The sequence below is a fragment of the Streptomyces lienomycini genome (assembly GCF_027947595.1).
GTDB classification, from domain to species: domain Bacteria; phylum Actinomycetota; class Actinomycetes; order Streptomycetales; family Streptomycetaceae; genus Streptomyces; species Streptomyces lienomycini.
Genome location: NZ_CP116257.1, coordinates 3,715,181 through 3,734,326, shown reverse-complemented (window position 1 = coordinate 3,734,326; position 19,146 = coordinate 3,715,181). Strand labels below are relative to the sequence as shown.

Annotated in this window: 17 protein-coding genes and 1 pseudogene; 10 read left to right on the top strand and 8 right to left on the bottom strand. The window is 71.8% G+C overall.

The window, feature by feature from the left end; translation table 11 throughout:
• Nucleotides 1-14: 14 nt before the first annotated feature.
• Both BJ961_RS16750 and BJ961_RS16745 read right to left on the bottom strand, forming a co-directional pair.
• Entirely contained in the window at nt 15-1,022 is a 1,008-nt protein-coding gene (locus BJ961_RS16750; RefSeq protein ID WP_271413636.1) for an MASE1 domain-containing protein, read from the bottom strand.
• Nucleotides 1,023-1,072: 50 nt separating this feature from the next.
• Nucleotides 1,073-1,903, bottom strand: a complete 831-nt coding sequence (locus BJ961_RS16745) for a PP2C family protein-serine/threonine phosphatase (protein WP_271413635.1) — start codon at nt 1,901-1,903, stop codon at nt 1,073-1,075.
• 393 nt (nt 1,904-2,296) lie between these two features.
• Here BJ961_RS16745 and BJ961_RS16740 point away from each other — a divergent pair, with 393 nt between their 5' ends.
• The 8 genes and pseudogenes from BJ961_RS16740 to BJ961_RS16705 all read left to right on the top strand — a co-directional run bounded on the left by BJ961_RS16740 (nt 2,297) and on the right by BJ961_RS16705 (nt 12,654).
• Nucleotides 2,297-3,196 (top strand): NAD-dependent protein deacetylase, encoded by a 900-nt coding sequence (locus tag BJ961_RS16740; RefSeq protein WP_271413634.1) that lies wholly within the window; start codon nt 2,297-2,299, stop codon nt 3,194-3,196.
• A gap of 143 nt (nt 3,197-3,339) precedes the next feature.
• Complete coding sequence (locus BJ961_RS16735) at nt 3,340-4,629, top strand: ABC transporter substrate-binding protein (protein ID WP_271413633.1); 1,290 nt, start codon at nt 3,340-3,342, stop codon at nt 4,627-4,629.
• Nucleotides 4,630-4,711: 82 nt separating this feature from the next.
• Nucleotides 4,712-5,652 (top strand): annotated as a pseudogene (locus tag BJ961_RS16730) (carbohydrate ABC transporter permease).
• 14 nt (nt 5,653-5,666) lie between these two features.
• On the top strand, nt 5,667-6,494 hold the full coding sequence (locus BJ961_RS16725; protein WP_133884699.1) for a carbohydrate ABC transporter permease: 828 nt from the start codon (nt 5,667-5,669) through the stop codon (nt 6,492-6,494).
• Nucleotides 6,491-7,534 (top strand): LacI family DNA-binding transcriptional regulator, encoded by a 1,044-nt coding sequence (locus BJ961_RS16720; protein ID WP_271413632.1) that lies wholly within the window; start codon nt 6,491-6,493, stop codon nt 7,532-7,534. The genes BJ961_RS16725 and BJ961_RS16720 overlap by 4 nt, the downstream gene beginning before the upstream one ends.
• 66 nt (nt 7,535-7,600) lie before the next feature.
• Nucleotides 7,601-9,535 carry a glycoside hydrolase 5 family protein gene (locus tag BJ961_RS16715; protein ID WP_271413631.1) on the top strand — a complete coding sequence of 645 codons (1,935 nt, stop codon included), beginning with the start codon at nt 7,601-7,603 and terminating at the stop codon, nt 9,533-9,535.
• A complete protein-coding gene (locus BJ961_RS16710) occupies nt 9,532-11,820 on the top strand; it encodes a glycoside hydrolase family 3 N-terminal domain-containing protein (RefSeq protein ID WP_271413630.1) in 2,289 nt (762 codons plus the stop codon). Before BJ961_RS16715 ends, BJ961_RS16710 begins: the two co-directional genes overlap by 4 nt.
• A 15-nt stretch (nt 11,821-11,835) precedes the next feature.
• Nucleotides 11,836-12,654, top strand: coding sequence for a siderophore-interacting protein (locus BJ961_RS16705; RefSeq protein ID WP_271413629.1), 819 nt, complete (start codon nt 11,836-11,838; stop codon nt 12,652-12,654).
• A 16-nt stretch (nt 12,655-12,670) separates the two neighbouring features.
• Here the strand turns inward: BJ961_RS16705 and BJ961_RS16700 are convergent, their stop codons facing one another.
• A complete protein-coding gene (locus tag BJ961_RS16700) occupies nt 12,671-13,180 on the bottom strand; it encodes a CGNR zinc finger domain-containing protein (RefSeq protein ID WP_271413628.1) in 510 nt (169 codons plus the stop codon).
• Between the two features lie 144 nt (nt 13,181-13,324).
• On the opposite strand from BJ961_RS16700, the gene BJ961_RS16695 reads away from it, so the two are divergent.
• Nucleotides 13,325-14,212 carry an alpha/beta fold hydrolase gene (locus BJ961_RS16695; RefSeq protein WP_271413627.1) on the top strand — a complete coding sequence of 296 codons (888 nt, stop codon included), beginning with the start codon at nt 13,325-13,327 and terminating at the stop codon, nt 14,210-14,212.
• Nucleotides 14,213-14,307: 95 nt separating this feature from the next.
• On the opposite strand, the gene BJ961_RS16690 is transcribed toward BJ961_RS16695, so the two are convergent.
• Nucleotides 14,308-15,585 (bottom strand): cytochrome P450 family protein, encoded by a 1,278-nt coding sequence (locus tag BJ961_RS16690; protein WP_271413626.1) that lies wholly within the window; start codon nt 15,583-15,585, stop codon nt 14,308-14,310.
• A 24-nt stretch (nt 15,586-15,609) separates the two neighbouring features.
• The gene (locus BJ961_RS16685) at nt 15,610-15,804 is read right to left on the bottom strand and encodes a ferredoxin (RefSeq protein ID WP_271413625.1); all 195 of its coding nucleotides are present in this window, start codon (nt 15,802-15,804) and stop codon (nt 15,610-15,612) included.
• Nucleotides 15,805-16,125: 321 nt separating this feature from the next.
• Here BJ961_RS16685 and BJ961_RS16680 point away from each other — a divergent pair, with 321 nt between their 5' ends.
• Nucleotides 16,126-16,761 (top strand): DUF6875 domain-containing protein, encoded by a 636-nt coding sequence (locus BJ961_RS16680; RefSeq protein WP_271413624.1) that lies wholly within the window; start codon nt 16,126-16,128, stop codon nt 16,759-16,761.
• A gap of 80 nt (nt 16,762-16,841) precedes the next feature.
• Here the strand turns inward: BJ961_RS16680 and BJ961_RS16675 are convergent, their stop codons facing one another.
• The 3 genes from BJ961_RS16675 to BJ961_RS16665 all read right to left on the bottom strand — a co-directional run bounded on the left by BJ961_RS16675 (nt 16,842) and on the right by BJ961_RS16665 (nt 19,054).
• Nucleotides 16,842-17,393 (bottom strand): hypothetical protein, encoded by a 552-nt coding sequence (locus tag BJ961_RS16675; RefSeq protein ID WP_271413623.1) that lies wholly within the window; start codon nt 17,391-17,393, stop codon nt 16,842-16,844.
• Nucleotides 17,393-17,605: an MbtH family protein gene (locus tag BJ961_RS16670; RefSeq protein ID WP_271413622.1), complete on the bottom strand. Its 213-nt coding sequence runs from the start codon at nt 17,603-17,605 to the stop codon at nt 17,393-17,395. The genes BJ961_RS16675 and BJ961_RS16670 overlap by 1 nt, the downstream gene beginning before the upstream one ends.
• A gap of 150 nt (nt 17,606-17,755) precedes the next feature.
• Nucleotides 17,756-19,054, bottom strand: a complete 1,299-nt coding sequence (locus tag BJ961_RS16665) for a cation:proton antiporter (RefSeq protein WP_271413621.1) — start codon at nt 19,052-19,054, stop codon at nt 17,756-17,758.
• Between the last annotated feature and the right edge of the window lie 92 nt (nt 19,055-19,146).

Genomic DNA, 19,146 nt, shown 5'->3' with positions numbered 1-19,146 from the left:
CGTCCGCCGCCGCGTCACGGCTTGTCTCCTCCGGGAGCCCTGGGCGTCCCCGAGGTCCCGGAGGTGCCGGGGCCTCCGGCGTTCAGGTGCTGCAACGCCTCGACCAGTTCGTGGCACGCCCGTTCCACCGAGCGTCTGGTGTTGAGCTGTTCGCTGATCACCGCGGAGAGCAGCAGTGCGGTCAGTCCCAGCGTTCCGTTGAACGCCTGGAGCTTCATCATCGTCTCGACCTCGGTGAGCCGCCCGAAGGAGCCGGCCTCCTGCCGGGCCGCGACGGTGGCCATCACCGAGACGAACAGCGCGCACGGCATACCGCCCGCCAGCTGGAAGCGCAGCGCCGACCAGATCAGGAGCGGGTACGCCAGGAACAGCACACTGACCGAGCTGTACATGATCAGCGGCACCAGGACGCACACGACGACGGTGAGCCCGACGGCCTCGGTCCAGCGCACGGACGGGGGCGGCAGACGAGCGCGGTACAGCAGGAGCAGCAGCGGGGTGACGAGGACGACCCCCATGGCGTCCCCGACCCACCAGGCGAGCCAGACGATCCCGAGATGGTCGGTGGGGAGCTTGTCCGACAGCAGGAGCATGCCGACCCCCGCCCCCGAACTGACCAGCATGGCGGTCAGCGCTCCCAGGAAGACCAGCGCCAGGCCGTCGCGCAGCCGGCTCAGGCTCACGCGGAAGCCCACCGCGCGCAGCATCAGCCAGGCGCAGACCGGGGCGGCGGTGTTGCCGGCCACGATCCCGACGGTCTCGGCGTCGGGAACTCCGAGGGAGACGATGACCAGCAGCGCACCGAGGGCGATGCCCGGCACGCACCACGGCCCGAACAGGAGCAGACAGGCGACCGCCAGTCCGGTGGGCGGCCAGATGGGGGTGACGACCGCCCCGTCGGCGGCCAGCCGCTGCGACAGCCCCAGCCGCCCCGCCCCGTAGTAGCAGCCGGCGACCAGCAGCGTTCCACAGGCGAGGACGACCGGTCGCGGCCATGCTCGGATACCCACCACAGCAGCCATCAGACACCGCTGCCGCCGGGTCAGCGAGGTGAGGGCCGCCCCGCCCCGCCCTACGGGGTAACGGCACGCCCGTCATGGGCGACGACGAGCACGGCCGCGTCGTCCTCGTGTCCGATCAGCGCGGCGTTCTCGAGCACGGAGGCCGCCAGCGCGTGCGCCTCCATGCCGGCGACGGCGGCGAGGCCCGCGAGCCGTACCACCCTCTCCAGGCCGTCGTCGACGCTCAGGGACGGGCCCTCCACGACCCCGTCCGTGACCAGGACGAACACTCCGCCGGTGGCGAGCCGGTACCGGGTGACCGGGTACTCCGTTCCCTCCATGACGCCCAGCGGAGGCCCTCCCTCGTCACCGCACACCTCCGCCTTGCCGTCGGCCGTGGCACGAACGCAGGGGACGTGGCCGGCGCGGGCGCTCTCCAGCACGCCGGTGACGGGGTCCAGACGCATGAAGGTGCAGGTGGCGAAGAGGTCCTTGTTCAGGGAGAGGACCAGCTCGTTGGTGCAGGCGAGCAGGTCGCCGGGCTCGCCGGTCACGGAGGCGAGCGCCCGCAGGCCGACCCGGACCTGGCCCATGAAGGCGGCCGCGTCGATGGCGTGGCCCTGGACGTCTCCGACGGAGAGGCCGATGCGGCCGTCGGGGAGCGTGAAGGCGTCGTACCAGTCGCCGCCCACGTTGAGTCCGGCGTACGCGGGCGAGTAGCACGCGGCCAGGTGGATGCCGGGAACCGCCGGCAGGTCGGCGGGGAGCATGTCGCGTTGCAGGGCGATCGCCAGCTCCACCTGGGAGCGCCTCAGCTCGGCCAGTTCCTTCGCCTGCGTGGTCAGCGAGGCCAGTCGGGCGAGCAGCTCTTCACCGTCAGGTGCGGGACGTTTGCGGAACATCGACCACTCCCGGGCCAGGCCGCCCTTCGCGGCAGGAGCCTCTCGGCACGCCGGACAGTGCAAGTCTGTCATCCGGCACGGAAAAGGTCACGCCGGGGCCGCGGAGACCGGACGGGGCGGGGCGGGGCGGGGGCGATGGCAGCGCGCCGTGGTCGGCGGGGCGGCAGACCGCCAGCACCCGTCGGTGGCACGGCGGACGGACCGCGGCACGCCATGAGCGGCACGGCGGACGGACGGCGGCACGACCGGCGGGGCGGCAGACCGGCAGCACCGTCGGCGGCACGCCATGAGCGGCGGAGCGCACGGCCGACCGACGGCACGGCGGGCGGCGGGACAGCGGGCGGTGTGTGCTCCGCCAGGCCGGGGACGGCGGCCGTTCCGTACCCTTGCCGCATGCGCATGCGCCCCACACTGAGCTGGACCCCGGGAGCGGACCTGCCGCCGGGCACCACGGACCTGGCGCCGGTCATCGACGCGCTGCGCGCCGGCGGTGTGCTGGTGCTGAGCGGGGCGGGGATCTCGACCGAGTCGGGCATCCCCGACTACCGGGGCGAGGGCGGCAGCCTGAGTCGGCACACGCCGATGACCTACCAGGACTTCACCGGCTCCCCCGACGCCCGCCGTCGGTACTGGGCGCGCAGTCACCTGGGCTGGCGCACCTTCGGCCGCGCACGTCCCAACGCGGGGCACCGGTCGGTGGCGGCGTTCGGGCGGCGCGGGCTGCTCGCCGGCGTGGTCACCCAGAACGTCGACGGTCTGCACCAGGTGGCGGGCAGCGAGGGCGTCGTGGAGCTGCACGGCAGCCTGGACCGGGTCGTCTGCCTGTCCTGCGGCACCTTCAGCCCGCGCCGGGACCTCGCCCGGCGTCTGGAGGAGGCCAACGCGGGCTTCGCGCCGGTGGCCGCCGGCATCAACCCGGACGGCGACGCCGACCTCACCGACGACCAGGTCGGGGACTTCCGGGTGCTGCCCTGCACGGTCTGCGGCGGCATCCTCAAACCGGACGTGGTGTTCTTCGGCGAGAACGTGCCGCCGCGGCGCGTCGAGCACTGTCGCGAACTGGTGCGCGGTGCGTCCTCGCTGCTGGTCCTGGGCTCCTCGCTGACGGTGATGTCCGGGCTCCGCTTCGTCCGCCAGGCCGCCGAGGCGGGCACCCCGGTCCTGATCGTCAACCGGGACGCCACCCGCGGCGACCGGCTGGCCGTCACCCGGGTCGCGCTCCCGCTGGGGCCGGCCCTCACGGCGGTGGCCGACCGGCTGGGCCTCTCCGTCGAGGACACGGCGACGGCCTGACCAGGCGGCTCGCGTCCCGCGCCGGGTTCGGAATCTCCTCACGCCACCCCCTTGACCGTGGTCCCTCCACTCCATATGGTCCTCGCACCTCACGAGGTACATCGATTAACCAATCGTTAACCGCTTGGTTGGAGACCACCCCTGTGCGCTCATCGCTGACGCGGCGCGAACTGCTCGCCGCCGGTTCCGGTCTGGCCGCGGCCGCTGCCCTGCCCGCTCTGTCCGGCTGCTCGTCGTTGGCGTCGGCGGACTCCGACCCGGACACCCTCGTCGTCCACACCCAGCTCGGCACCACCGCGCCGGGCTCCCCCACGTACCTCGCGGCCGTGGACCGCTTCCGCGAGGAGCACCCGGGGGTGAAGGTCAAGAACCTGGTCAACGGCGACGACCTCGCGCAGGTCTACGAGACCTCACGGCTGGCCCGCAAGGAGGCCGACGTCGTGATGGTCAACCTCTACGACAAGACGCTGGCCTGGACGGACGTGGGCGCGACCGTCGACGTCGGGCCCTACCTCGACGACTGGGGGCTGCGCGGGCGCGTCCTGCCCGCCGCGCTGGCGGACTGGACCGACGACGAGGGCCGGGTCCGGGCCTTCCCCTACTTCGCCACGAACTGGCCCGTCGCCTACAACCGCGCCCTGCTCGACCGCGCCGGGGTCGGCGCGATCCCCACCACCGGGGACCAGCTGATCGCCGCGGCCCGCAAGCTGCGCGCCAAGGGCATCGCCCCGGTGACCGTGGGCGGCAACGACTGGACCGGCCAGAAGCTGATGGCGCAGATCATCCAGACGTTCCTGTCCCAGGAGGAGGCCCGGCACGTCTACTCCACGGGCGACTTCTCCGGACGCGGCGCACGCCTGGGCATCGAGTACTTCACGCACCTGCGGGACGCCGGTGTGTTCGCGGACAAGGCCCAGGGCCTCACGTCCGACTCGATGACCACCCAGTTCAACACCGAGGAGGCGGCCGTCCAGTCGGCGATGTCCTCGGCCCTGGCCAAGGTGCCCGAGAAGGTGGCCGGGCACACGGAGGTCGGCGGCTGGCCGCTGGCCGACGGGGCGGCGCACGACGGTCCCACCGTCATCCGCGCCTACACCCTCATCGGCTTCTGGATCAGCCCCAACGGCGTCCGCAAGATCGAGCACGTCGAGAAGTTCCTGCGGTTCATGTACCGCCCGGACGTCGTGGCGCGGTTCGTGACGGAGAGCGGCCGGGACATGGCCCTGCGCACGGACGCCGTCTCCACCGACTTCCCGCTGGTCGGCGCGGCCCAACGGCTCGGTTCCGGGGTGAGCCAGGTACTGCTGCCCGACGTGTACGTGCCGCCCGCCGCCGCGCAGCCGCTGATCACCGCGACCAGCACGTCGTTCACCCGGGGCACCGGCCCGGCGCGCGTGCGGGCCGCGCTGGAGTCGGCGTACCGGTCCGTATGAGCCGCCCGTCCGCCCCCGGCTCCGCCGCCCGGCCCTCCTCCGCCCCCCTCCCCCGTTCCACCCGTTCTCCGGGAGTCACCGCATGACGACGCTCACGACGACGCCGGACGGGAGCGCGGCCCGCGGGTCCGCCCCGCCCGCCTCCCCGCCCCGGCCACGCGCCGGCCCCGGCAGGGCGGCACCGTCCTCGCGGTGCCCGCGCTGGTGTGGTACCTGGTCTTCATGGTCGGGCCGCTGCTCGCGATCTTCGTGATCGCGGCCCTGCGCTGGCCGGGCATGCTCCAGCCGGTGTCCTTCGCCGGCCTGGACAACGTCCGGACGGTGCTGGACGACCCGGTGTTCTGGGACGCGGTCCGCAACACCGCCGTCCAACTGGCCGTCGCCGTCCCGGTGATGATCGTCTGCGCGTTCATGCTGGGGTACTACGTCGCCCAGCGGCCGCCCGGTCACCGGGTCATCCGGTACCTGCTCTTCATCCCGGGGCTGATCTCCACCCCCGCGAAGGCGATGGTCTTCTACGCGGCCCTGTCCCCGGACGGCCTGCTGAACGGAGGACTGGAGAGCGTCGGCCTCGGCTCGCTCGCCGACGCCTGGCTGGCCTCGCCGTCGACGGCCCTGGCGTGTCTGATCGCGCTGGACATCTGGGCGGGCATCGGCTTCACCGCCGTACTGTTCGCCGCCCGGCTGGGCAGTGTGCCGGACGAGCTGGGCGAGGCCGCGCAGCTCGACGGGGCGGGGCACTGGCGGACGATGTGGTCGGTCCACTTCCCCGTCATCCGCGACTACGTGGGCGTCGTGACGATGCTGCAGTTCCTGTGGACGCTGTTCGGTTCCGCGCAGCACGTGCTGCTGCTCACGCAGGGCGGTCCGGGCACGTCGTCGACGACGCTGTCGTTCCTCGTCTACCAGAAGGCGTTCATCGCCGCCGACCTCGGCTACAGCCAGACCGTCGGCGTCCTCCTCTTCCTCGCCGGACTCGTCGGGCTGCTGACGATCCGCCGCGTCTTCCGCCAGAACTACTGATCGGAGCAGCACTGATGAAGCTCGGCAAGCGCTGGCTCCCGGCCCACATCCTGGTGTGGACGTACGCGGTGCTGCTCGTCGTCCCGCTGTACTACTTCCTCGCGTCGGCGTTCAAGTCGAACGACGAGATCTTCGCGCACCCCTTCGCCCCGCCGTCCTCCCTGGGGTTCGGCAACTTCCGCACGGCCTTCGAGAGCGCCGACCTCGGGCTCGCGGTCGTCAACTCGGCGCTGGTGACGGTGTTCTCGCTGGCGCTCACCCTGCTGCTGGCGATCCCGGCCGCGTTCGCGCTGGCGCGTTCGACCGGGCGGCTGGCGGGGGTGGTCGAGAAGGTCTTCTCCTTGGGTTTCCTGATCCCGACCTTCGCGGCGCTCTTCCCCACCTTCCTGCTCGCGGCGGCCACCGGGCTGTTCCACACCCGGATCTTCATGGTGCTGTTCCTGCCCGCCACGGCGTTGCCGCTGTCGGTGGTGATCCTGGTGCAGTTCATGCGCACCATCCCGCCGGAGATGGAGGAGGCCGCCCGGCTGGACGGGGCGTCCACGTTCGCGGTGCTGCGGCACGTCTACACGCCGATGTGCCTGCCGGGCATCGCGACGGTGCTGCTGCTGAACTTCCTGACCTTCTGGAACGAGTACCTGTACTCGCTGGTCATCATCGGCCCGGACCCGGCGCAGCGCACCGTCCAGGTGGCCCTGCCCACACTGAAGTCGATCACCGGCACGGACTACGGCGTGCTGACGGCGGGCACGGTGCTGACGCTGGTGCCGGTGTGGCTCGTCTACACGCTGCTCCAGAAGCGCATGCAGCAGGCCCTGGTCAGCGGGGCGGTGAAGATGTGAGCGTCTCCACCGAGCGGGCCGGGCGCCGGCCCACGATCAAGGCGGTCGCGGCGGCGGCCGGGGTGTCGACGGCCGCCGTGTCGCAGGCCTTCAACAACAAGGGCCGGCTCTCCGAGGCGACCCGCCGCCGGATCCTGGACGCCGCGCTGGAGCTGGGCTGGTCGCCGAGCGCCTCCGCCGCGGCGCTGCGCAACGCGCGCACCCGCAGTCTGGCCCTAGTGGTGCGGCGCCCCACGGACGTCCTGGGCTCCGACCCGCACTTCAGTGAGCTGATCACCGGCATAGAGGGCGAGTTGGCGCCGCGCGGCTACGGTCTGCTGCTGCACCTGGTCAGCGGTCACCGCGAGGAGAACGCGCTCTACGAGCGGCTCGCGTCCGAGGGCCGGGTGGACGGCGCCGTCCTCACCGACGCCCGCGACGACGACGCCCGGCCCGCGCTGCTCGCCCGCCTCGGGCTGCCCGCGGTGCTGCTCGGTTCGCCCGACGGCAGGGCCGTCGTCCCGCGCGTCGGGCTGCGCGACCAGGGCGCGGGCATCGCCGAGGCGGTCGCGCACCTGCTGGACCTCGGCCACCGGCGCGTCGCGTACGTCAGCGGGCCGCCCGAACTCCAGCACACCCGTGTGCGCAGGGCGGCCTTCGAGGGTGCCCTGCGCGAGGCGGGCCTGCGGCCGTTCGCGGTCCTGCCGACCGACTTCAGCGAGCGGCACGCCGTCGGCGCCACCGAGGCGCTCCTCGGCGCCGCCGACCGGCCCACGGCGATCGTGTACGCCAACGACTCGATGGCGGTCTGCGGCATCGGCACCGCGCAGCGCGCCGGACTGACCGTCCCCGGGGACCTGTCCGTCGTCGGCTACGACAACCTGCCGCTCGGGTCCTGGCTCCACCCCCGGCTGACCACGGTCGACCAGCAGGTGCAGCGGGTGGGCGCGGCCGCCGCGCGCATGCTGCTCGCCCTGTGCGGCGAGAAGGTCGAGGAGACCGCCCTCGCCGAACGACCCCGCCTGGTCGTACGCGAGTCCACGGGACCCGCCCCCACCTGACCCGCCCGGACGCGGCACGCCGTCGCGGCCACGCACCCTCCGCACCCCCACCACCCGAGAAGGACCATGCGACGCCACAGCACCCAGCTCACCCACCAGCCCGACGTCCTGCCCTGGCTCGGCGCCAACTTCTGGTCCCGCACCGGCGGCCCGCTGATGTGGCGCACCTACGACCCGGCGACCGTCCGCGACGAACTGCGTGTGCTCGCCGACCACGGCCTGAACACGACCCGTTCCTTCTTCTACTGGCCGGACTTCCACCCGGAGCCGGACCGCGTCGACGAGGAACTGTGCGCGCGGTTCGAGGACTTCCTCGACGCCCACGTGGAGACGGGCATGGGGACCATCCCGACGTTCATCGTCGGCCACATGTCCGGCGAGAACTGGGACCCCGTCTGGCGCGGCGGCCGCGACCTGTACGAGGACGTGTGGATGGTCGGCCGGCAGGCGTGGTTCGTCTCCCGCATGGCGGACCGCTTCAAGGACCACCCGGCGGTGACGGGTTGGCTGATCACCAACGAGATGCCCGGGTACGGGCGGATCTACCAGGTCGACCCGCCGTCCTCGGACGTGGTGACCGCGTGGGCGCAGGCCATGTGCAACGCGGTACGGGCGACGGGCGCGAGGCAGCCGGTGTCGCTGGGCGACGGGGCGTGGGGCATCGAGGTGACCGGCCGCGACAACGGCTTCTCGCTGCGGGAGACGGCCGAGTACGTCGACTTCGTCGGCCCGCACGTGTACCGCTCGGACACCGACCGGCCGCGCCAGCACTACCGTGCGGCCTTCGAGTGCGAGCTGGCCTCGGTGACCGGACAGCCCGTCGTGCTGGAGGAGTTCGGGCTGTCCACCGACACCGTCTCGGCCGCCAACGCGGGCGTCTTCTACCGGCAGACCCTGCACAACTCGCTGCTGGGCGGTGCCACCGGCTGGCTCGCCTGGAACAACACCGACTACGACGACCTGTGGGACCAGGCCCCCTACGACCACCATCCCTTCGAGATGCACTTCGGCATCACCGACGCCACCGGTGCGCCGAAGCAGCCACTGCGTGAACTGGCCGCGTTCGCCGAGGTGCTGAAGGCGGTGGACTTCCCGCGCTGCTCCCGGGCGGACGCCGGCGCCGCCCTGGTCGTCCCCGCCTTCCTCGAACGGGGCTACCCCTACAGCCGTCCCGCCGACCGGCCGCTCATCTTCACGTCCCTGCACCAGGGTTACGTCACCGCGCGCGCCGCCGACCTGCCGGTGGCCCTCACCCGCGAGGCCGACGGGCTGCCCGGCGAGGCGTCGCTGTACCTGCTCCCGGCCACCCGGCAGCTCACCACCCGTACCCGCAGGGAGCTGGCCCGCCGGGCCGCCGAGGGCGCCACCGTGTACCTGTCGTTCTGCTCCGGCGAGCACCCGGCCACCCGGGGGCCCTGGTTCGACGACCTCGACGGGCTCTTCGGCGTCGAGTTGCAGCTGTCCTACGGCGTCGCCGAGCCGATCGAGGACGACGTGCTGGAGATGACGTTCACCGAGGACTTCGGCGACCTGCGCGCCGGCGAGGTGCTGCGCTTCCCGGTCGCCGGGAACGAGGACAGCCGCGCCTACCTGCCCGTCGTGCCGCGCGCGGGCCGGGTCGTCGCGGTGGACGCCCACGGCCGCCCGGCCCTGATCGTGAACGAGACCGGGGTGGGCCGCACCGTCCTGGCCACGTATCCGCTGGAGCACATGGCTGCCCGCACGGCACGCGTCAACCCCGAGGTCACACACCGTCTCTACGCCGCGCTGGCCCAGGTGGCGGGCGTGCGGCGGCCCGTCACGGTCGCCGATCCACACGTCTCGGCGGACATCCTCGTCCACGCCGACGGCCGCCGCTTCGTGTGGCTGGTGAGCCAGAGTCCCGAGCCGCTCGTGGTCCGTCCGGCCGCCGAGGGGACGCTGCACGGCCTCGCGGACGGCGCCCCGGTCGAGGACGTGCCGCTCGACGCGTACGGCGTCGCGGTGCTGGAGCTGCGATGACCCTCCCGCGCTACCGCGATCCGGCCGCGCCGGTGCCGGACCGCGTCCGTGACCTGCTGGGCCGCATGACCCTCGCGGAGAAGGTCGGTCAGCTCAACCAGCGCCTGTACGGCTGGGACGCCTACGAGCGCGCCGGGGACGGTCACCGCCTCACGGACGCCTTCCGCGCGGAGGTCGCCGCCTTCGACGGCATGGGCGCGCTGTACGGGCTGCAGCGCGCCGACGCCTGGTCCGGTGTGGGCTTCGCGGACGGCCTCGACGCGACGGACGGGGCGCGGACGGCGGCGGCCGTGCAGCGGTACGTCACGGAGAACACCCGCCTCGGCATACCCGTGCTGCTGGTCGAGGAGATGCCGCACGGCCACCAGGCGCTGGACGGCACGGTGCTCCCGGTGAACCTCGCGGTCGGGGCCACCTGGGACCCGGATCTGTACGCCGACGCGGTGGCCGGGGCGGCCGCCGAACTGCGGGCACGGGGCGCGCACATCGCCCTGGTGTCGGCCCTCGACCTGGTGCGCGATCCACGCTGGGGCCGCAGCGAGGAGTGCTTCGCCGAGGACCCGTACCTCGCGGCGCGGATGACCGAGGCGCTGGTCGAGGGCGCGCGGCGGGCCGGGGTGGCCGTGGTCCTCAAGCACTTCGCCGGGCAGGGCGCCACGATCGGCGGCCGCAACAGCGCGGCGACGGAGCTGGGGCCGCGCGAACTGCACGAGGTGCATCTGGCGGCGGCCCGGGCCGGGGTGGCGGCGGGCGCGGCCGGGGTGATGGCCGCCTACAACGAGTTCGACGGCCTGCCGTGCGTCGCCAACCGGTATCTGCTGACCGACCTGCTCCGTACGGAGTGGGGGTTCGAGGGCGTGGTCATGGCGGACGGCACGGCGGTGGACCGGCTGGTGCGGTTGACCGGGGACCCCGTGTCGGCCGGGGCCCTGGCCCTGGACGCGGGCTGCGATCTGAGCCTCTGGGACGACTCCTTCACGCGGCTGGGCGAGGCGGTGGAACGCGGCCTGGTGTCCGGGGCGGCACTGGACGCCGCGGTGGCGCGGGTCCTCACGCTGAAGTTCCGCCTCGGCCTGTTCGAACAGCCCCTGCCCCCGGCCGCGCCCCAGGGGGGCGGCCTCCCGGACCCCGTCGAGCTGGGCGAGCGCATCGCCCGCGCCTCGGTGACGCTGCTCTCCCACGAGGGCGGGGTGCTGCCCCTGTCCCGCTCGGTGCGGCGGATCGCGGTCCTCGGACCCAACGCCGACTCCCTGGCGCAGCAGATCGGCGACTACACGGCGCCGCAGCGGCCCGGTGGCGGGATCACGGTCCTGGCGGGCGTCCGTGCGGCGGTCGCGCCCGGCACCGAGGTCGTGCACGGCCGGGGGTGCGACCTGGCGGGTGACGACGTGTCGGACGTCCCGGCGGCCGTCGCGCTGGCGGCCGGCTCCGACGTGGCCGTGCTCGTGCTGGGCGGGTCGAGCGCCCGCTCCCCGGACACGGTCTTCGACGCGAACGGGGCCGCCGTCACCGGGTCGGGGCCCCCGTCCGGCATGACCTGCGGGGAAGGGGTCGACCTGGCGGACCTGGCGCTGCCGCCCGCGCAACGCGCCCTGCTGGCCGCGGTGTCGGCGACCGGAACCCCGGTCGTGGTGGTGCTGGTCCAGGGCCGCCCGCATGCCCTGCACGAGGTGGACGCGCCCGCTTCGGCGGTGCTCAGCGCCTGGTACCCGGGGCCGCTCGGCGGGCGGGCCGTGGCCGAGGTGCTGTTCGGCGACGCCGAACCCCGCGGCCGGCTCCCCGTGTCCGTGCCCCGCTCGGCCGCCCAACTCCCCGTCTACTACAACGGCAAGGACCACCGCTACCGCGGGTACGTCGACCAGAGCGCCGGACCGCTCCACGCCTTCGGGCACGGCCTGTCGTACACGAGCGTCGAGTACGGGGCGCCGCGTCTGTCGCGCTCCCGGGTCGACGTGCGCGCCCCGCGTCTGCTGTGCCGGGTCACGGTCCGCAACACCGGCTCCCGCCGGGCCGAGGAGACGGTCCAGCTCTATGTCCGCCGCCTGTCCGGAGGTACGGCCTGGCCGCGCGTGCGTGAGCTGCGGGGATTCGTCCGTCTGAGCATCGCGCCCGGCGCCGAGGCCGACGCCCTCTTCGAGGTCGGCGCGGACACGCTGGCTTCGGTGGGGCGCGACCTTGGCCCCGTCGTGGAACCGGGGGTGGTCGAGCTGGAGACGGGTCCCGCCTCCGACCGGACCCGGGGGGCACGCCTGGAGATCACGGACTCGGAATCGAACGTAACTTAGGCTAGCCTTGCCTACATGGCGAAGGTTCGTCGGCTCACGCCGCAGCACCCCGAGATGTTCCGCGCCCGCGTCCTGCGGACCGAGCGGGTCTCCCCGTCCATGCAGCGTGTCACGGTGACCGGACCGGCACTCGGCGCATTCCCGTGGCTGCGGTACGACCACTGGTTCCGTCTGTTCCTCCAGCTCCCCCACCAACGCGACCTCCGCCTCCCGGAGTTCACCGGCTCCCAGTGGTGGCAGCCGTACCTGGCGATCCCGGAGGACGAGCGCCCGCACTGCGCCAACTACTCCGTGGCCGACTACCGCCGGCGAACGGCCGAACTGGACATCGACTTCGTCGTCCACCGGGGGCCCACCGGCGAGATCGAGGGCAGGGCCGCCATCTGGGCCTGCGCCGCGAAGCCCGGGGACGCGCTGGCCCTGCTCGACCAGGGCGTCCTCTTCGACTGCCCGCCCGACGCCTCCGAGGTCATCGTCGTGGCCGACGAGACCGGACTGCCCGCCACCGCGAGCATCCTGCGCTCGCTGCCCGAGGGCACCGTGGGGCGGCTCATCCAGGAGATCCCCACCGACGACGATCGCCGCGAGCTGGACGCGCCGGCCGGGATGACCGTCTCCTGGGTCGTGCGACGCGAGGGTACCCCGGTCCCCGGGGCCGCCGCGCTCCGCGAACTCCGCCGACTCACCCGCGCCGACGCGCTGGGATACGCCTTCGTGGTCGGCGAGTCGACCCTGGCCACCGAGGGGCGCAGACACCTGCACCGCCTGGGCCTGCCGAAGGACCGCATCACCTTCTCCGGGTTCTGGAAGCACGAGGCGATGGCGGCGGCCTGACCCCGGGCCGTCTCCCCTACCCCTGAGAACCCTTGACGCGCTGGTAGTGGCGTCGGGCCTTCATGCGGTTCCCGCACTCGGCCATGGAGCACCAACGGGCGCTGTTGGGCTTGCTCCGGTCCAGCAGGAAGCGCCGGCACTCCGGGTTGCCGCACGGCTTGAGCCGTCCCGGCCTGGTCTCTTCGAGGCGTGCCCAGGTCAACACCAGTCGCACCGCCAGGTGATGGGCCTCGGGCGCCCGAAGGTCCCACTCCAGCCTGCCGTTCCGGACGGCGGGCACGCTGCTCACGCCCCGAAGGAACGCGTCCAGGCAGTCGGGGCCGCGCCGCCCCCAGACGACGTCCTGCACGGCGTCGCGCACGGCGACCAGGAAGGCGACCTCCTCGTCGGACCCCGCTCCGCCGTGTCGGCGTACCCATGCGCGGGCTCCGTCAGGCGTGCCCAGGGCATCGCTCACCGCGCCCTGCACGACCGGGGTCGTGTTGAGCAGCTCCAGGAGGAGATCCTCCTCGGCCCGGTCGGTCACCACATCCACTCCTCACCGATGCATCGGCATTGGAAGGTTACAGGAGCGCACCACACCCTCACCTAACCATCAAAGCGCACTTGACAGGTTACCCGGAGCGTGCTGAACTCAACCTAACCACCAAAGGATACCTAAGGGGTTACCATGAGCGTCGTCGTCCATCATCGGACCGCCACCGTCAACGGCCTGGACGTCTTCTACCGGGAGGCCGGAGACCCGCAGGCGCCCGCCGTGGTGCTGTTGCACGGCTTCCCGACGAGCAGCCACATGTTCCGCGACCTGGTCCCGAAGCTCGCGGACAGCTACCACGTGATCGCACCCGACATGATCGGCTTCGGGCACTCGGCCATGCCCTCGGTCGACGAGTTCGACTACGGCTTCGACGCCCTGACGGACGTGACCGTCGGCCTCCTGGACCAGCTCGGCGCCGACCGGTTCGCGGTGTACGTGCAGGACTACGGGGCGCCGGTGGCCTGGCGGATCGCCACCCGGACCCCGCACCGCATCACCGCGATCATCACGCAGAACGGCAACGCTTACACCGAGGGCTTCGTCAAGGACTTCTGGGACGGGCTGTTCGCCTACACCGACGACCCGACCCCCGAGACGGAGGCCTTCGCACGGGCGGCGCTGTCCCCCGGGATGGTCCGCTGGCAGTACCTGAACGGGGTCGTGGACCAGAGCCTCGTCAGCCCCGACACCTGGGCTCTCGACCAGGCCCTGCTCGACCGTCCGGGCAACGACGCCGTCCAGCTCACGCTGTTCCGCGACTACCCGACCAACGTCACCCTCTACCCCCGGCTCCAGCAGTACTTCCGCGACAGCCAGGTGCCGCTGCTGGCCGTCTGGGGAGCGAACGACGAGATCTTCGGCCCCGAGGGCGCCCACGCGTTCCGGCGCGACCTGCCGGGCGCCGAGATCCACCTCCTCGACACCGGGCACTTCGCCCTGGAGAGCCACCTGGAGGAGATCACCGGACACATCCGTGACTTCCTCGCACGGGTCGGGGCCCAGCGGCGGCGCCCGGCGTAGCCCCGCCGGCAGTTCGGCGCCGACCGCGCCGCGGTGACACCGCACGCTCAGCGGCCGGCTCCCCCTCGGGAGCCGGCCGAGGGGAGCTTCCAAGGTCAGACGCTGATGGGAAGTCGGGCCAAGCGCCAGTGCCCGGGCAGTTGCATCCGGTGCCGCTCTTCCAGTTCCCCGGGTTCGAGGGCGAGCCGCAGGTCCGGGTAGCGGTCGAAGAGCGCCCCGAAGGCGATCTCCGCCTCCTGCCGGGCGAGGGACGCGCCGAGGCAGTAGTGGATGCCGTGTCCGAACCCGACGTGGTTCTCCGCCTGGCCCGGCGGGTGCCGACGCAGGTCGAGGCGTTCAGGGTCCGTGTAGCGGCGCGGATCGTGGTTGGCGGAGACGAAGACCAGGAGGACGGCGTCGCCGCGTGGGACGCGTGTGCCGGCGATCTCCAGGTCCTCGGCGGCGTAGCGCAGCCTGCTCGTGTGGACCGGCCCGCACCAGCGCATCAGCTCGTGCACCGCGCTGGGCATCGCCTCGGGGTGGGCCCGCAGGTGGGCCAGCTGGTCCGGGTGCGAGAGCAGGGCGGCGGTGCCGTTGCTGATGAGGTGCGCGGTCGTCTCGTGACCGGCGAGGACCAGGGTCACCACGAAGGTGACGATCTCCACGTCGCTGATCTCGCCGTCCGCTTCCGCCTGGCCCCGGATGAGGCCGCTGAGCAGGTCGTCACCGAGGTCGGCTCGGCGTTTGCCGATCAGTTGGTGGGTGTGCTCGATCATGGCCGGGAACGAGGTCGCCAGGCGGTCCGGTCGCATGGTGATGAGGTCGTCGCCCCACTGCTGCCACTTGTCGCGCTCCGGTTCGGGCACGCCCACCAGGTCGCAGATCACCTGGATCGACAGCGGATAGGCGTAGTGCGTGAGCAGGTCGGCGGACCCGTCTCGGGCGTGCTCGGGCAGAGCGTCCAACAGCCTCTTCGTGATGTTCTCTATCCGCGGCCGCAGGTTGAGCACCCGACGCGCGGTGAACTCGCGCAGTACTCGCCTGCGCAGCCTGGTGTGCTCGGGCGGGTCGGTGTCGAGCATGGAACCGAGCAGGTAGGGGCGCAGCTCCTCGGGTATCGCGAGCATGTCCATCATCTTCAGCCGCGGGTCGTCGGACGCACCGGGCACGGAGGCCGGTGTGTTGACGAGCCGGCGGTCGTGCAGCAGCGCGCGGACGTCGTCGTAGCGCGTGACGAACCACGCGGGTGTGCCGTCGAGGTAGCGTCCGTGGACGACGGGGGCCAGTTCCCTGAGCCGTCCGTAGCCGCCGAACGGATCGGTCATCAGGTCGGGGTGCATCGCGTGCGGTTCGGCGTCGAGGTCCTCGTGCGGAACGGCTGGAGGCGTGGGCATGCGCTTCGACTTCTCCTCGTGACGTCAGTCCTCGGCGACGGTGATGGCTTGCACCGGGCAGGCCCGTTGGGCCTCGTGCACCAACGGGTCGTCGGTGCCGTCCGCGCCGCTGGGCAGTACGTGGACGATTCCCATGTCGTCCTGGCCGAACAGCTCGGGGGCGGTCAACGCACACTGTCCGCTTCCGATGCAGCCGTCCCGATCGACGCTGATGCGCATGTGTGCGGCTCCTTCCGCGCTCGCCGTGTTCTTCTCGCCATGCGGCCGGTAACGCCGAATGTCTTGTCCGCGCGCCATTTCCGTCGACTACCTCGGTCGACCACGCGCCATTGTGCGGTAATTCACCGCACCCGTCCCAGCACCCTTCACTCTCATCATGTCCGGGCACCGTGTTCGCGACGCTAGTGCAGCGGGATTCATTCGGGCAAGCTGTCCGTGCTTACCCTCGGGCCGGTTCGACCTGTCCCGCCAGCGGGACAGGTAAATGGCACAACCACGCCACGACCAAGCCCGCCGGCGCGAATTGAGAGGCTGTATTTCATGAGTTCCGGTGAAAGCGTCGTCAGCATTGACAACACGCTCGCCGTCGTCGATTCATGGCTGACCGAGTACATCTCGGCCCGCCACCCCGATATCGGACGCATCGGCCCCATCTGCCCATTCGTCGCGCCCTCGCGCAAGAACAGGACCATGGAGGTCCGGATACGTTTCGTAGGGAACTCGCCGACCCTCGAACTCGTCGAGGAGATAGCGCGGAGCAGCCTGCGTGAGTACGAACTGATCTCATGGCAGGGGCGCAACCCCATGCTGCGGGCGATGGTCGTGGCGATGCCCGACCTGAGGTCGCAGGACACGAAGCTGCTGGACGAGGCGCAGACACGCGTGAAGGACGAGTTCGTCGCGCAGGGTCTCATGGTCGGCCAGTTCCACGAGAACTGCGATGTAGCCGCCGCCAGGAATCCCGACTTCGCGGTGAGCAAGGCTCCGGTGCCGGTCCTGGCGATCCGCGCGATAGCCCTGCACGACATCTTCTTCCTGTCCGAACACCGCCACTGGTTCGAGAAGTACCGGGAGAAGTTCGGGAAGTTCTACACACCCGAGTCCATGGAGATCGACGACCGGTTCCGGGTGGAGCACTACCTGCGCGCGGCGCGGGAGTACGGCTACACCACCTAGGTCCGGACCCGGGCACTGGCCAAAGACACCGAGGCGGCGGGCCCCGATGACGTGGCCCGCCGCCTCGTGTGCGCCCTCCGTCAGGCCAGGCGCCGCAGTGCCTCGCCGGCCAGCCGGTGGATCTCGGAGGCGCCGGGGAGGCGGACGTTCACGAAGGAGAGGAGGTCGCCCTTGACTGCGACCGCCCACGACCCCTCGATGCGGTACTCCTCCGACGTCGTCACCCACCGGGTGACGAACGCGCCGCCGTCATTGCTGCCCTCGAGGGGCTCGACGGCGGCCTTGGTCACGTCGAACTGCATGCCGTCGTTCAGCTGCATGCGATAGGACTCGCACTTGTCGAGGGCGTCGACGAACTCCTGGAACACCCGCTGCGCGGCGCCGTCGTCGAACCGGGTGACGTTGTGGAAGACCACCGAGCCCACGACGCTCGTGTACAGCGCGGACGCGTGGTCGGCCGTCTCCGTGTGCGAGCCGTGCGTGAGCATGTTGATCAGGCCTATGAGCACCCGGCCGGAGTCGTCACCGGAGACGAAGACGGGGTCGTAGGCGACGCTGGGCTCCTCCCCGAAGAACGACTCGTCCAGATCGTCCTCGGTCAGCAGGAGGCTCTCCATCGTGGTGTCACCCATCATGCTTCTCCCATCTGGCGTACGAGGCTGAGCGGGCGCATGTCGGTCCAGTTCTCCTCGACGTAGTCCAGGCAGGACTGCCGGTCGGTCTCCGTGAGGGCCACGGTCCAGCCCGCCGGCACCTCGGCGAAGGCCGGCCAGAGCGAATGCTGGCCCTCCTCATTGACGAGAACGAGAAAGGAGCCGTCGGGGTCGTCGAAAGGATTGGGCATTTCTCTGCTCCCTCAGTAGGGCGGCGGGCACACGCTTCTCCGCGGAAACGGCGACGGCAGGGGAATGACGTTCGATCGGCGTCGGCCGGGCCGCGGCCGACGCGATTGCGGGAATCAGATTATCGGGCGCCGACCGGGCGAGGAAGTTCCTCAATCAGGACCGCGGTCCGGGGCGGCCTGGGCACTTGGCGCCTTTTCGGCTGTCCCGCCGGCGGGACGCGGGCCCGGGCTCGTGGCAAGGGCCGGGTGCGCTCGGCCGACCGGGTAGACGAGTTGCAGCAGCGGGCCGGCCATCGCGGTGGTGACGAGGGCCATCACCACCATGGTGGAGTACAGCTCGCCGTCGAGCGCGCCCAGTTGGAGTCCGACCGTGAGGATGACGAGTTCGGTCAGGCCACGGGTGTTGATGAGCAGGGCCAGCGCGGTCGCCGGCCGGTTCTTCATGCCGGTGGCCCGGGCGGCGAGGAAGGCACCGGCGAACTTGCCTCCCACCGCGACGGCCAGGATGAGGCCGAGTTCCACGAGAGCCGCGCCGTTCATGCCGGACAGATCCACCTTGAGGCCCGCGACGACGAAGAACAGCGGCAGCAGCAGGAGGTCGTTCAGGTAGGAGAGGCGCTCGCGCACCCGGCCGGTGACGTCCGGTGCCGCGCACCGCGCGGTGGGGCGCGGCATGACCGCGCCGAAGATGAACGCGCCGAAGATGAAGTGCAGACCGATCCACTCGGTGAAGGCGGCGGACGACAACAGGCCGACGAGGGTCACCACCAGCGCGCCCGGGTGTTCCGGATCCGCCCGTCGCCGGTGTTCCAGGAAGCGGCGCAGCAGCGGCCGTACGACCGTGAACATCAGGACCACGTACGGCACGAGCAGCAGCAGGAGCCACTGCGATCCACCGCCCGCTCCGATGATCGCCACCACCACCGCCAGCAGCGTCCAGGCCAGGACGTCGTCGATCGCGGCGCAGGCCAGGGCGACCGCGCCCAGCCAGGTGCGTTGCATGCCCCGGTCGGTGAGGATGCGCGCCAGCACCGGGAACGCGGTGACGGACATCGCGGCGCCCATGAAGAGCACGAAGCCCGCCCGGTCGTCGGTCGGATGGCCGGCGTGCAGATGCAGCGCGAGCAGCGCGCCCAGCAGGAACGGCAGGGCGATGGAACCGGCCGCCACCGTTCCGGCCACCACCCGGCGTCCGCGCAGAAGGCCCGCGTCCAGTTCGGCTCCGACGGCGAACATGAACAGGGCCACGCCGATGTTCGCCAGGGCGGTGAGGAAGGGGCGGATGTCCGCCGGGAACAGTGTGTCGGACAGGGCTCCGTTCAGGAGTGTGGGTCCCAGGAGCACACCGAGGGCCACCTCGCCGATGACGGCCGGTTGCCGCAGCCGCCGGGCCAGGGCGCCGGCCGCGTAGGCCAGCAGCGAGATCGACGCCAGTGCTACGAAGAGCATGGACACCTGATGGGTACTCACAGCCGAGCGCTCCCGGTGACAGCGGTCCAGTGGTGCGTACGTCGCGGTGCCGTCCGCGGCGGACGGGTGGC